This is a genomic window from Methanobacterium sp., assembly GCF_038562635.1.
Classification (GTDB): domain Archaea; phylum Methanobacteriota; class Methanobacteria; order Methanobacteriales; family Methanobacteriaceae; genus Methanobacterium_D.
On sequence record NZ_JBCFBO010000001.1, the window covers coordinates 1635167 to 1649481 of the forward strand.

Genomic DNA, 14315 nt, shown 5'->3' on the forward strand with positions numbered 1-14315 from the left:
TTACTAAGAAGGTGAGCTAAAATGAAATATCTCTGCACGTATTGTAGTGTTTATGTATATGATGAAGACAGTGGCGATTCGGTTACAAATTTAGAACCAGGTACCCGTTGGGATGAGATTCCAGATACCTGGCGCTGCCCAGTTTGTGGAATGCCTAAAGAGTACCTGCAGCAGATACGTGATGATGTGTTCGCAATTAAAATGGAAGCTTATAAAGGGCAAGGAGGGACTAACGACCTTAACTATTACCGCTCTGTAGGGCGAAGGATGCTCACAGGCGTCTGTGGTGTTTTCCCTGTTTGCGATGGTAAACCCGGTAGGACATGTGTTGGACAGAAATATGGGGCACCTATAGGTATGGGAGGTGCAGGACAGGGAAAAACATTTGAAGCAAATTACGATGCCCTTCAGAGATACAAGCTTAAAATGCGCGTGATCAAAGCCCATCATGAACCAGAAATGTCTCTTTCTATTTTTGGAAAAGAGGTTGCAGCTCCAGTTATGGGTGCCAGTCTTTCGGGAGTCAAATCCAGCATGAATGATGCAATTTCTGAGGACGCATTTTATCGGGGTCTCTTAAGAGGTGCAAAGGCTTTTGGATCCATTGGAATGGTAGGAAATACTCCAACAAGTCCTGATGATCTGGGAATCAAAGTTATAGGAGAAAGTGGAGGATTGGGAATCCCAATGCTTAAACCTCAATCACAGGAACGGCTTATCCAGCTCATAAGGTTAGCCGAAGACATGAATGTAGTTGCAGTAGGAATTGACCTGGAGGGGGCAGGTTCAACGTTCTGGGCAGCTTCTGATAAAATGGTCTATCGGAAAAGTGAAAGTGAACTTCAGGAACTGGTGGACTGTACAGAAAAACCAGTGATTTTTAAGGGCATTATGACCACTGAAGATGCAAACAAAGTTGTAGATTCTGGCGCTAAGGTATGCTATGTATCTAATCATGGAGGCAGAGTCCTGGACGGAGGGCAAGGAGTGGCAGAAGTGCTTCCAGATATTGCAAAGGAAATTTCAGGAAAAGTCCAAATTATGGCAGATGGGGCAGTAAGAACCGGTTTTGATGTGCTCAAGATCATAGCCCTCGGGGCAGATATAGCCCTACTTGGCAGGACTCTCGCTCAAGTAGCTATAGGCGGTGGAGAAGTAGCTGTGAATATGTATTTTAAGTATGTAAAAGAGGATCTACGGCGCGCTATGATACTTACGGGATGTGATACGCTTGAAGACGCCGACGAAAGTATCTTAACCAGATAAACACGAAACCACATGATGACTATCTAATTTTAAAAACGTCAAAAAAAGGGTAATTAATGATGAGATTAGAATTAAATGTGCCATGCTTATAAAACTGCCACTGTTTTAAAATATATAATATGGGTAACTGATATTAAAACCTGTTATTTTAACTGGGGTGAACTGATTAAGTCTTTAAAGCGTGAATTAGGGCTTTTAGAAGTCACATTATCCGGAGTAGGTATAATCTTAGGTGCCGGAATATATGCACTTATTGGGGAAGCCGCACCTTTATCAGGGAATACGTTATGGCTTTCTTTTCTGATATCATCTGTAGTAGCTGCATTTACTGCACTTAGTTATGCTGAACTTTCATCCATGTTTCCCCATTCCAGCGCAGAGTATGAATATGTTAAAAATGCAATGGGAGATCGAATAGCATTTATTATAGGATGGCTGATTATATTGAGTGCAGTTATCAGTTCTACAACAGTTGCAGTTGGATTCTCGAATTATTTAAGTGTTATACTTGATTTACCCAAATTTTTATCTTCAATTTCATTAATAGCCCTATTATCATTTATTCTTTTTGTGGGAATTAAAGAATCCGCACGGGTTGCCATTGTATTTACATCTATAGAAGCAGCGGGACTTTTAATCATCACTTTCATTGGAATTCCTTATTATGGAACTGTAAACTATTTAGAAGCACCCTTGGGACTTAATGGAATTTTTGCATCCGCAGCTCTAATTTTTTTCGCTTTTCTTGGATTTGAAGAAATCGTAAAACTTTCAGATGAAGCAAAAGAGCCCCATAAAACTATTCCAAAAGGGATTATACTTGCCATGATCATAAGTACAACTTTATACATGCTGGTGGCTTTTAGTTCAGTAAGCATACTCGGTTGGGAAGGCCTTTCACAATCAAATGCTCCTTTTTCCCAGATCGCATACAGTGTATTTGGAACAAACGGTTCATTTTTACTTTCAATTATAGCCCTCTTTGCAACAAGCAATACTGTTCTCTTAATGATTCTAGCTGGATCTAGAATAGTATACGGCATGTCTAAATCAGGTTCAATTCCACATGTATTCTCAAAAGTGCATTATAAAACCAGAACTCCATGGATTGCAATAATTTTAATCAGTTTAGCTTCAATCGGGTTTTTATTTATTGGAGAAATAGACTTTCTTGCCAGTGTAACTAATTATACACTTTTTGCAAGTTTTATTTTTATAAATGCTTCAGCAATTATTTTAAGATATACCTCCCCAAATACTGAAAGATCTTTTAAAATACCTTTAAATATCAAATGGGTTCCAATTTTACCAATTTTGGGCATAATTACCTGTGTAATATTGCTTTTAAATCTAGAATATTCTGCTATTATTTTAGGAATTATATTAACAGTGATTGGCCTTTTAATTTCCTTTTTAAAAAGAAAAGATTAGCTTTAAAATAAATTTAACAATATATGTTGTTGGGAGGGTACTTCTGTGGGGGTGTGATGAGAATGACTGAAGTTACCAATCCCTCCCTATTAACAACATTTTTTGAGGATACTGCTCATTTGACGATCTAATGGAACATAACTTTAGAGCACATCCTTGTTAATTAATTGATTTTATACTATAAATACGTTACACATTAAGCACAGTTTAGTACACATTTTGTATATTAAATACATTAAAGAGTTTTAAATTAAATAAGTAATGAACTTCAAAAATAGGTGAAATAAATAGTATTATAAGGAGAACTGTATGAGAGTTAAAGTCATTGAAAAAGAAGTAATGGACCCATTAGGTGAAACAGCAGCAGATAAAATTGAAGTAATACCAGTACCTTCCAAGATCAATAAAATATCCTATTTCGACAATACAAAACCAAATGCGGATGTTATTTTAGCTGCAATTAATGAAAGTTTAGATATAAATGGGAAAAAAGTCGAAAAGCCGGCAGGTGCGGGTGCAACAGAGGAACAGCTGAAGGATGCTGCGGGTGCAGACTTATCAATTATAGCAGTCGGAGACTGCGGTTCGTGTTCTACATGGGTTATACTTGATGCAATAAGGCTTGAAAAAGAGGGCACTCCCACCATTTCAATCTGTTCAGATAACTTCATGGACTATGCAAGATCACTTGCAAAATCCCACGGTGCAGATGACTTAAGGATAGTTGAGATTAAACATCCTATTTCTGGGCAAAAAGAAGAGAATGTCAGGGAAAAAGCCGCAGAAACTGTCAAAGAAATTAAAAAATTATTGAATATTGATTAATTCATTGAGGAATCTTACTATGACCAATAAAAAAGTGGATAATAGCTGCGGGTGTTCCATTGAAGACCTCTTAAGGGAAAATGTAGAAGATGACGAACAACGTTTATGTAAAGCTGCTGAAAATGATATGGAAGTTTATGTTGACCCCGATCCTGAGAAATTAAGCTATGAATTTTATATGAAAAAACAGACCGACGGCCTGCCAATCATTCCACCTACCGGCGAGCGGGTACGTAAATTTATAGAATTTTCAGGTAAAAATAGGGATGATTTAATAGCAGTTCTTCCCCCAAGGTCTGGAAAAGCTACGGTTGAAAAAATTGCAGTGAATTCTGTGATGGCAGGATGCATTCCCCAGTTTATGCCGGTGATACAGCATTCAATAAAAGCAGTTTCACATCCAAAATTCAATTTACCTGGAGTAACTGCCACAACTCACCCTGTAGCAGTTTGCACAATTTTAAACGGCCCCATAACCGGTGAAATTAGTATAAACAGTGGGGTTGGATGTTTAGGCCCTGGAAATATTGCAAATGCCACCATTGGGAGGGCAATGCGCCTTTGTCTTATAAATATCGGCGGTGCCGTACCTGGAATTGGAGACCACGCCACCATGGGCTCGCCTTCAAAATACAGCTACTGCTTCGGCGAGGCGGGAAATGAAAACCCATGGGAACCGTTACATGTAGAACGCGGGTTTAAGGCAGATGAAAGTACAGTCACAGTAATGGGCCTGGATTCACCGCATAACGTGAACGACCATCGCAGTCAAAACGCTGCAGACCTTTTAGACACAATTATTGATACTGCATCTGTTGCAGGATGTAATAACAGCCACGTGCCCGGCGAAATGCTTGTTGTAATGAGTCCAGAACATGCTAAAACCATTGCAGATGATGGATGGAATAAAAAAGATATCCAAAAGTACATCCATAAAAATGCTCTCGTACCTGTTGGACTCGGAGATAGAGGCGGAAGAAAACTTGATTCTAAATGGGTTAGGGGCGGTAAAGTGCAGATAACAAGAAACCCAGAGGATGTAGTTGTTGTTGTCGCTGGAGGGCCTGGAAGGCATACTATGATTGCACACGGGTTTGGAACTTCATCTGAGTCTGTAACTGAAGTTATAAGGCTTGCAGATGGAACTCCTGCTTCATCAGTGTTTGATTTTAAGAGATAATTTAAAGATTTTAAAATTATAATTAACCATTTCAACCCTAGTTTAAAATTAAAAGATAAAGTTATATATTACAAAAAGAGATATTATTACTATAAGGTGAGTAAGTCCTTCTGAAAGGATGATGCCCGCGGATGCGGGGTGGGATCGAGTAAGAATGGTTTCACCTTAACACTAAATTTTCTTTTTAAATATTTTCAACCGTGAATTTAAACATATGTCCATCTTATTTTTCAATTAATTCATAAAAATAAGGAGTATTATCTCTATATTTTCTGTGAATTGCCCCCGCCACAAAGTCAGCAGCTTGAATTCCATTATTTCCATAAGAAGCTACATGAGTGATTTCTATTTTAACAGGTGATTTAAAGTACATATACCTATTAAATCCTCCAATTTTTCGATCATTTAAAAATTTATCAATTATAACGTAAGATTTGTTAACTTCAGCATTGTATAAAATATTGCTTAATAACTGGCCAATCAAATAACTATGTATTACAGAAGGTTTATCACGTAAATGATTATGTATCCACTCTTTCTTTAATGCCAAATATGATATTGAAATATATTTACGTGAAATACATTCTAAAACACGCCTTCTAGTTATATCTGATGAATTTGAAAATTTAAGCTCATTCTTTTTATATTTTTTAGATAGTCCCCTTCTCACATTTTTTATACATCTATTTAAAATCTTTTCTTCATGAACACATAATCCTGCAACGATGAAATACTGCCCTGATTTTTCTTTAAATCCCAAATTGCCTGATTCATCCAAATAGATGTACTTCACTAAAATCACTTTAATTTAATTCCTAAAATTAATACTAATTTTATTTAACATATGCTTTTGGGGCCAAAAATTAAAAATATAAAATTCATCTCAAAATTAGGTTAAAACCTATTTCTAAAAAGAGAAATCATAAAAAAAGTAAAGAAATTAAATATACATTACAGACAGTTTTTTCCGTTTAGGGACCCTGAAAAACTTACACTCAGGATAACCTGCCATTAAAGCTCCCAAAAATACTTCACCATCCTTTAATCCCAGAAATTCCCTTATAAGTTCAAAATCAGCCGCCATTTGAAGGAAACCAGCCCAACATGAGCCAAGACCAAAAGACGGCAGCAGTAAGTCCAGATAGCTCAATGCAATGATCCCATCCATTGGTGTACTTCCCTCGCCGGATTTAGCGGTGGCAACGAATAAATTAGGCGCCCCTCTTAAAATAGGGTCTAAACCGCTTTTCCAGACACTGATTAAAGATTCTACTGGGAGTATCTGAACAAATGGTGAATTTTCCTCCACTAATTTTTCCATCCATTTTATAACCAGTCCCGCCAGTTCTTTAACCTTCTGAGGGTCTTCGATGATGATCCATTCAACAGGCTGCTGGTTACCACCAGAGGGTGCAAACCTTACAACATCCATGATTTCTTCAATGGTTTCGCGGGGAATTGGCCTCTTTTTGTAGTTCCTGATTGACCTGCGGTTTCTCATGTAGTTTCCCATATCTTCAGGTGAAATTTTGGAGCTTATATCAACCATTGGGGCCTCAAGTTCAGGGCCGGAAATATTAATAGCCCCTTCTGGGCACATTGCTTCGCAGTGCCCGCATTCTATACATCTCATATCTGCAATAACTTCAGGATTTGTATTCATTTTTAAACGGCCTGAAGTACATGCAGATACGCATGTCCCGCAGCTGCTGCATGCACTTCGGTTTAGATTAAATTCAGACATGTTTTTTATCTCCTTTTGTGTTTTAAGATGCTGTTTAATTGACTAAAATTTGTAAATTATATTAGTTTTTGGTAGTTGTAGTATAGATATTTTGATGAAATTATCAAGTCCAATAAAAAAAATAGTTTGAAAAATTAAATGTCAAAAATAAAATAGAAGCTAAATAAAGAAAAATAAAAAGTTAGAACCGTTTTCTGTCCAACAGTTCCTGCATCTTACCAGGGTTCCATCCGCCAGAAGCAGATCTAGACCTTCCCACCTGCTGAACGTATCCTGTTATACGGTCGTACCATTCAACTTCTTTTACTTCACCGCAGGTTGCACAGTTGTCCTGTAAACCTTTCATCAAGGTCTTACATTTCAGACAGAAGCTCAATGCTGAGCTGTAAGCCCAGAAACCAATATCTGATTTTCTAGCTATCTTATCTGTGAGGCTCATGAGTGCATCTGGGTCTGAATAGGATTCTCCCATGAATGCATGGAAGATATGCCCTCCAAGGGTCTTGGAGTGGTATTGAGACTCGATTTTAACTTTTTCTGGGAGTAAAATATCTGCATTAACCGGTACGTGGGATGAATTGGTGTAGTATGCAGTTTTTTCGTCCCCTTGAGCAATAATTTTGTCCCTGTATTTTTCCATATCGAGGGTTGCAAACCTGTAAGCTGTGGATTCTGCAGGTGTCTGGAGAACACTCCACCTAAGTCCTGTTTCATCCTTCAACTTGGCCGCTCTCTCATTTATATAGTCAATTACCCTAAGTCCGAACTCATTGGCACCCTTATCTTCAATTCCTGCACCTAAATAAGATCTGAGCATCTCATTAAGCCCAACAAAACCAAATGACATTGTAGAGTTTTCTATTCTGTAATAAGTACCCTTTTCTTCATCATTTAACTTTTGTGATAGGAATGGAAGTAGATTATAATCATTAAGACAATTTAAAGCCTGTTCTCTCCTAAGCATCAGTGTCCGCTCTGCAAGATTCATATAGGAGTCAAGGTATTCAAATATATCACTGTCATCTTTGGAATTGTAAGCAATCCTCGGAAGGTTCAGTGTAACATATGCAAGGTTTCCTGTCCTGAAACAGTCTTGAGACCAGTCACCAGTCCAATCATCGTTTAAAGATGTTCTACATCCCATGTAATTAGCGAGATTTCCCCTGTAATCAGGCAGCATGTTTATGAAGTAAGATGTTCCAAATTTAGCTGAAAGCTCGTGTACACGCCTTATATCTTCATCAAACTCTTCTTTTAAGCATTCTTTTCTTAAAACATATATTGTATTTGGGAAAAGATGTGGTTTACCTTCTGAATCCCCATCAAGGAGAGTTTCAGTGAATGCACGCTGAAGTAATCTTGTTTCTTCCTCAAAGTCGCCGTATGTTCCTACACGTTTTCCTTTAGGCCCATAAGCTGGTTCGTCCTTTAAGAAGTCAGGGACTGTAAATTCAAGGTTGAGACTTGTAAATGGAACCTGCGAACCTCTTGCAGCGTAAGCCATGTTCAGGTTGTATATCAACATTTGAACTGCCTGTTTTACCTTCTCATAAGGTAAGCCTGCCGCAAATGGAGCTACAAACACGTTCCATAGGCTCATGGATTGACCACCGCTCATGTTCTGCTGAGCTGCAAGCATTATCTCCCCAGTATGGTTCATCAGTGTTTCAATATGATTTGGAGGGCCTGCAACTGAAGTATGGTCCCCAGTACCATCTACTTTAAGTCCATTTTTTATAAATACTCTCAAATCATGCTGCAGGCAGTTTATTGGGCGCCCTGCGAAGAATTCAAGATCGTGTATATGTATGTCCCCACCCATGTGAGCATCTGCAAGTTCGTTTGGAAGTATGTGTAACAATGCGTACTGCTTGAGTGCTTCATCTGCAACATATTTATGAACAGTCTCAGGATTATGGATCATATTTGCATTATCCCTGGAGCCGTTCTTTATGAGATTAGTTATATTGTAGACAGGTATACCAACCCTTGTATACTTCCGCCTTAATGTCTCAAGACCGTGTTCCACAAGTTTGGTGTTTACAATTTCCCTGATCATCGGTGCTGTCAGGTATTCAACATCAAGTTTTTTAAGTTCTTTACATGCATCTGTTGCAATTTCTCCAGCAAGATCTTCTGAAGCATGCGTTTCCACAATAAGTGTTTTTTCGATCTTACTTTTATCAAATGGTTCTATTGTATCCCTAGTAGTCCTGACCTTTAATTGGTTAGCTGCTAAATATTTACCTGCAGCCTTCCCATCAATTTTTTTAAGGGAATCATGAACCAGTATCTTAATTTCTGCAGTAGAGATACCGTTATAGACCGCAGTTGCTACGTCTGTTGCAATCTTTTCTGCAGCCCAAAGTGAAGCTCCTACCATAAGACACGATTTGACTATTTTTTCATAGCTGAATTTTTCGTATATTCCGTTGTTTTTCAGGACGCACGTTTTAGCCTGTGTAGGCAGTGCCGCCATAGCACGCATGTCCTTCATTCATAGTCCTCCAAACCACATAAACTGAATCCTCCAGAAAATAATTTTAATTATTTTATGATTTTTATTTCCTTAATTCTACTTTAAGGTTTAATACGTATTCATAATACCATAATATGATAATTACAATTGGTTTTACTTATAATAATCGTTCAATCATATTAATAACCATTATCCTACTGAAATTCATTCCATTTAAATAGAACAGAATTGTAGAATTCTAGTTATATATTATTAACCTCTAAGATTAAAACTTTACTATAGTGGTATAAAACCACTGGTTCGTACCAATACCTGATTTTATATTAAAGAAACATATATAATACGATGAAAATAATTTTAATTTTTTATCGCACGTAATTTTGATGTTTCATCAAATATTTAAGTCATTATGCCATTATATCCCCTTACATTCCAAATATAAAGTTTCAAAATCTTTAAAAACAAAATATTTGGACATTGAACAGGTTAAATTAATGTTAATCAAATTTTACACCATCAATCTACATATATCCAATTTTCAGGAATAATCTTATTAATTTTACAACCACAGTACCATCATGTACTGTATTTTTCCATTATAAAAATACATCCAGCGAACTTTGCTTTGATTTATCGCTTTCAAACAACGAATTTATCCCTGATTCAAGAATTTCTATCCTTTGAACAAGGTAAGTGTCAATCGGATATCTTTTAGCCAGTTCCTTTGAAATTTCAAGGTACTTAACAACTGAACCCTTGGATATGCTGAGTATCAAATTTGAGCCGCAGGTACATTCTCCAGAAAGTGGTATTCGTCTATACTTTTTGTTGCACTTAGTACATCTAACTTTCTGTCTGGAAAATGCCCTTGAATTTCCAGCCATGTCAGGTAAAAAGTGAGACTGAAGAACACCCTCTACAACTCCTTTCTGGTCAACAGCCCTTATCTTTTCGGCAATTTTAACCTGTTCTTCCACCTTTTCCTTCATGGTGGGAAGCATCTTGTAAAGACATAGTTTTGGGCCGCTGTGGATGCTTGAAGTATTATGTGAAAACATAAGGCCATGATACTGGTCCTCTGTACCAAGCCTTTTCTTAACATTATCTATAACTGAAATGACATCTGAAGGTTTAGCAAATCCAAGACTTTTTTCATAGAGTTCCAGAGGAAGTGTGTCCATTGCATCGATATTATGAGATTCATCGTCAATTTCTTCTGGATCTATCCTTGATGAAAGAACCAGTGGCGCGTCCATCTTTCCTCCCCTTGAACTTGGAAGGAATATCTTTGAGAAATTGATTAATGCGTCTAAAAGCAGCATTACTGCATCTTCATCACTGTCACAGTTTCTTCTTTTGGCAGAATGGAAATATGGATGTGCGTAGCAGCATGCTGCCTTTGTAAATCCAACAACCCTTCCTAAAACACCAGCAGAAGTGTGAGGTGCAAGACCTACCACTAAATGCCCAACCAGATCCCCTACTTCCTTGATATTATAAAATCTATCCAGCTCGTAATAGTTTTCAAGCAGATCATCTATAAATTTTGAAACCCTTACAAAGTATTCTGCACAATTATCTGAGATTATTATATCCTGAATCTTTATTTCAATGATTTGATCATCACGTTCAATTGGATCCCCATAACAATCATGAGTATATCCAAGTTCAATCAGCTTTTCTGGAGTTACCCCCACTTCTTTAGGTATGAAATGGGTGATAGGCAGATCAGTAGAATCATGCCTTATTGTGGCATCTTTAAAGGCGAATACATCATTTTTAGCCCGGAGTATGGCCTTCTCAAGGGGTTCAGGGTATTTTTCCTCAGATATCATCCCTACTACCCCTTTTATTTCATCCAATCTTCTAACTCCGGCATTTTCATATGCTTTTTTAAGTAAACTCGCCAAATTAATCTTTTTCTTTGTAGCACCTGTTGGTTCTGTTCTTGCTCCACATACAGGGCATTTAGCATGGAATGAACTTACTCCACATTCAGTACACTTACATCTTGAAATATCAACAAATATACTTCCTTTTTTAGCCGCTTCAATAATGTTACGCCTGCTTCCACCATTGGTACCTATAGGGAACAGCCCATGAGGTGCAGGTTTCATTTTCCTTTCCTTCGTCTTTTCTGGCCGTCCAACCCTTGTACCTATATAAGTAGGTGCTTTCGCCATTATTTTAACAGGAGATACTTCATTAAGCGCTTCTAAGGTTGTAATGTCTTTTTTCGCATCTAAAGGCTCAGCAAGAGTGCTGATCAGCGCATTTGTATGGTCGTGATCTATTATCACTTTATTGTCTTGAACACTATGGGGAACACCTATAACTTCTAAAATCCTCTTAGAAGGTTCCATATCTAATATTAAGCCATTTTCTATGGAAGACTCATCATAATTTTTATACAACCAGCTTCGGAGCGCATTTAAATCAAAACAGGAAACATCGTGGTAAAAATAAGTGTATTCTGGATGCAGTGGAACATTGTATTTTCTTGACAGTTCAAATGCCTCTTCCGAACTAATATCGTTAATCGTTTCCAGGCTTAAATCAGGCCCAGTATCTTCCGAATACTCCCCCGATTCTTGGACCGTTTTAACCCACCACTCTTCACACCATGCAGATGGTAACAGCACATGGTTATTCCTTAAAAATTCACCAAATGCTACAAGTATATCCCCTAAAAACAGGATTTCTGTTACATCCTTTCTAATTTCCTTCGCCTGCGCTACGGATTCAACTTTAATGACATCCCCATTTCTTAATTTGACAATTGGACCGTCTATGGTATCACATGGGACAACGCACATTCCTTTACCTGGCCTTTCAATCTTCATCTGGGTCCCAACCGCCAGGAATTCTACAATTTCCATGGTTAATGGGCTGATACCCATTGCAGCCAGTCCTGAATTTCTTGAACGCCCATATCTTAATCTAAAACCACCTTTTGCCATAGGATATGATAAAACAGGTCTTCCACCAATAATATCCCTCATATATTTATCATTTACCTTAGGAGCACCTTCATCTTCATCATCCGACTTGGTATTTCCTTTTGAAAACTTATCCAGCCAGTCCCAACCGTCTATTTTCAATTTACTGGCATATTTCATGACTTTTGGAGCTTTTTGTATAACTCCTTCAGCTATCGCAAGGAGAGCTCCTCCCCTAATACTGTTGGTTTCAACACGCTCTAAATCACGGTGCGAAACTTCTATCTGGTCTGTAGCTTCTCCAGTTACTTCTACAGGGATACTTTTAACTGCAAGCCTTACTTCATCAGGGGTCGGTGAATACTGGAGATTAGTAACTTCCGATTCATAAAGCTCAACTTCTTCCACGTACCTTTCAATTTCCATGTCTGTAGGTTTGTAAACGTCGAGCCCTGCGGAAAGTCTTATATACTCTCCAATTAGAACTGCCATTGCTGCTGCAGTTCCCCCAGCGCTTCTTATAGGTCCTGCAAAATAAACTGCAAAATACCATGTACTATCGAAGTTCTGTTTAATTTTAACCTTTGCGATTCCCTCCAGAGGTGCAGCAACTACCCCTTCAGTTAAGATAGCAAGGGCAGTACGCAGTGCCTGGTCAGCTTTCAGTTCTTTAACTTCAATTGGGTCTTCCTTACCTTCCTCATCAGGCGTTATTACAATTTCTCTTGCTACTTGAAATGCCACTTCTTCCCTTGATGACCATTCCTTTTCTAATTCTTTAATCCTTTTTGCAACGCCTTTCGGGCCAACTAACCCTTCTACTCGCTCTGCTAAATCCTTTGCAAGAGGTATCTCCGGCTCCATTTCCATGTCATGACCTTTAAGCCGTGCCTTTCTAGCTATAGCATACAATTTTTCCGTTTCCTCTTCTAAAGTCTCGAAATACCCCATATTGCTCCCTTACCATACTAAAAGTATATTTTATATGAAAATTATTCACCACATTTAAATGCAGTATGTAATTATTTAAGATCAACTTCGTTTAATCATAAAAAATAAAAATGCGATCTTGCTTATTCTTATGGGTTTGAATAGATAATAAAGCTTACTGTAGGGCCCTTATAAATTCCCAAATTGTGTATATCTCCTTTTAAATAGAGATCACATTATGAAAAATTAATAGTCATTGGCACAACAAATCAAAGTATATAATGCTGACAAGATAAGGTTCTGTTAGATTAAAAAAGTGTAAAAAGCAGTTATATTCACATCAACATATATTCTACAGATAACACATTATTATATGTTGTTGGCAATGAAATAGTACTCAAAATGCAGCTAAAACAAATATTAAATTTAAATAGATAGTTATTTAACAATTTATTATATTATTAATTGCTATAAATTATAGAATTTTCCTGAAATTTAAAGAGCACATCAACCGAGATACTTCAAAAAATAGAATATTAAATTGCCATACTAATAAAACATTATTATAAAGTTTAGTACTGTTTACAACAATAATAGATACAATATTAATGCATAAGCCGTTATAATGCTCGGTTAATTTCACATTACTTGACTTTAAGATATTACAAAAATAATAAACCAGTGAAAATATTCAATTCAATCCATAAATTTGTTATAATTAGTTTTAAGTTATGATTTAAATAAACTATTTAATAAGTTATTAATGTCTAAAAAATACTTTTTACTATTTATACCCCTTATTTCTAGAGTTTTTACTAAATCTGGAGGCATATTCAAACTACTTTCAGTCATTGATTTTATTAAAATCGCCATTTCTATAATCTGTATCTTTTTATCAACTGAACCGTCTTCAATACCTGTTTTAATTGAATTAATTAAAAGTATAAGAATATCCTTTCGAATTTCCATGATTTGCCTCTCATTTTCATCAGAGGAAGCCATTGTTGCAGGAAACATAGCAAATTTTCTGCCACGCTCAATTACATCTTTCATGACCAGATTATCTACAATTCGAGTTAAATTAAACCTTCCAGAGATAAAATAATTGTAAATATGAAGATAATCAGGATATCTTAGTGCAAAATTAAAATAAGCATTTCTATAAGCAAAAATTTTATCAATACCCTTTTCTACAGTTCCAATCTCTTTTTCTATTAGAGATTTCATAATTTCAGCGCCTCGAAGGACAACTGCAAAAAAAAGGCTGTCTTTATTATCAAAATACAAATAAAGGGTCGCTTTACTCATTCCAACATCCTTAGCGATGTCATTCATTGAAACATCATCATAGCCTTTAGAAAAGAATAATCTTTCAGCAGTACTGATTATCTCTTCCCGCTTCTGTTTTCTTTTCATTTCCTTTCTTTCTAAAGACATCATAATCACTCTGATCATAAATAAAAAGATGTTACTTACTTTATAATTTTAATATAATATATGTTTAGCCGGTAAAAATAATTT

9 protein-coding genes are annotated in these 14315 nt (G+C 36.7%); 4 read left to right on the forward strand and 5 right to left on the reverse strand.

The features are described 5' to 3' along the window. Positions 1 to 21 precede the first annotated feature (21 nt). From AAGU07_RS07985 to AAGU07_RS08000, 4 genes are all read left to right on the forward strand, one after another. Positions 22 to 1266, forward strand: a complete 1245-nt coding sequence (locus AAGU07_RS07985) for an alpha-hydroxy-acid oxidizing protein (protein WP_342458582.1) — start codon at positions 22 to 24, stop codon at positions 1264 to 1266. A 75-nt stretch (positions 1267 to 1341) separates the two neighbouring features. Beyond that, positions 1342 to 2697, forward strand: a complete 1356-nt coding sequence (locus AAGU07_RS07990) for an amino acid permease (protein WP_342458583.1) — start codon at positions 1342 to 1344, stop codon at positions 2695 to 2697. A 309-nt stretch (positions 2698 to 3006) separates the two neighbouring features. After that, positions 3007 to 3522, forward strand: coding sequence for a UGSC family (seleno)protein (locus AAGU07_RS07995; protein WP_342458584.1), 516 nt, complete (start codon positions 3007 to 3009; stop codon positions 3520 to 3522). Positions 3523 to 3541: 19 nt separating this feature from the next. After that, positions 3542 to 4702, forward strand: coding sequence for a hypothetical protein (locus AAGU07_RS08000; protein WP_342458585.1), 1161 nt, complete (start codon positions 3542 to 3544; stop codon positions 4700 to 4702). Positions 4703 to 4925: 223 nt separating this feature from the next. On the opposite strand, the gene AAGU07_RS08005 is transcribed toward AAGU07_RS08000, so the two are convergent. From AAGU07_RS08005 to AAGU07_RS08025, 5 genes are all read right to left on the reverse strand, one after another. Beyond that, on the reverse strand, positions 4926 to 5495 hold the full coding sequence (locus tag AAGU07_RS08005) for a DUF3800 domain-containing protein (RefSeq protein WP_342458586.1): 570 nt from the start codon (positions 5493 to 5495) through the stop codon (positions 4926 to 4928). 147 nt (positions 5496 to 5642) lie between these two features. Beyond that, positions 5643 to 6446: a nitroreductase family protein gene (locus tag AAGU07_RS08010; RefSeq protein ID WP_342458587.1), complete on the reverse strand. Its 804-nt coding sequence runs from the start codon at positions 6444 to 6446 to the stop codon at positions 5643 to 5645. Positions 6447 to 6627: 181 nt separating this feature from the next. Further along, positions 6628 to 8943 carry an anaerobic ribonucleoside-triphosphate reductase gene (gene nrdD, locus AAGU07_RS08015; protein ID WP_342458588.1) on the reverse strand — a complete coding sequence of 772 codons (2316 nt, stop codon included), beginning with the start codon at positions 8941 to 8943 and terminating at the stop codon, positions 6628 to 6630. Between the two features lie 578 nt (positions 8944 to 9521). Continuing rightward, complete coding sequence (gene polC, locus AAGU07_RS08020; RefSeq protein WP_342458589.1) at positions 9522 to 12815, reverse strand: DNA polymerase II large subunit; 3294 nt, start codon at positions 12813 to 12815, stop codon at positions 9522 to 9524. 708 nt (positions 12816 to 13523) lie between these two features. Beyond that, the gene (locus tag AAGU07_RS08025) at positions 13524 to 14231 is read right to left on the reverse strand and encodes a TetR/AcrR family transcriptional regulator (protein WP_342458590.1); all 708 of its coding nucleotides are present in this window, start codon (positions 14229 to 14231) and stop codon (positions 13524 to 13526) included. Positions 14232 to 14315 lie beyond the last annotated feature (84 nt).

Coding starts and splice junctions, on each gene's coding strand:
- AAGU07_RS07985 (WP_342458582.1), top strand. CDS start 22: ATGAAATATCTCTGCACGTATTGTAGTGTTTATGTATATGATGAAGAC.
- AAGU07_RS07990 (WP_342458583.1), top strand. CDS start 1,342: ATGTGCCATGCTTATAAAACTGCCACTGTTTTAAAATATATAATATGG.
- AAGU07_RS07995 (WP_342458584.1), top strand. CDS start 3,007: ATGAGAGTTAAAGTCATTGAAAAAGAAGTAATGGACCCATTAGGTGAA.
- AAGU07_RS08000 (WP_342458585.1), top strand. CDS start 3,542: ATGACCAATAAAAAAGTGGATAATAGCTGCGGGTGTTCCATTGAAGAC.
- AAGU07_RS08010 (WP_342458587.1), bottom strand. CDS start 6,446: ATGTCTGAATTTAATCTAAACCGAAGTGCATGCAGCAGCTGCGGGACA.
- nrdD (WP_342458588.1), bottom strand. CDS start 8,943: ATGAAGGACATGCGTGCTATGGCGGCACTGCCTACACAGGCTAAAACG.
- polC (WP_342458589.1), bottom strand. CDS start 12,815: ATGGGGTATTTCGAGACTTTAGAAGAGGAAACGGAAAAATTGTATGCT.
- AAGU07_RS08025 (WP_342458590.1), bottom strand. CDS start 14,231: ATGTCTTTAGAAAGAAAGGAAATGAAAAGAAAACAGAAGCGGGAAGAG.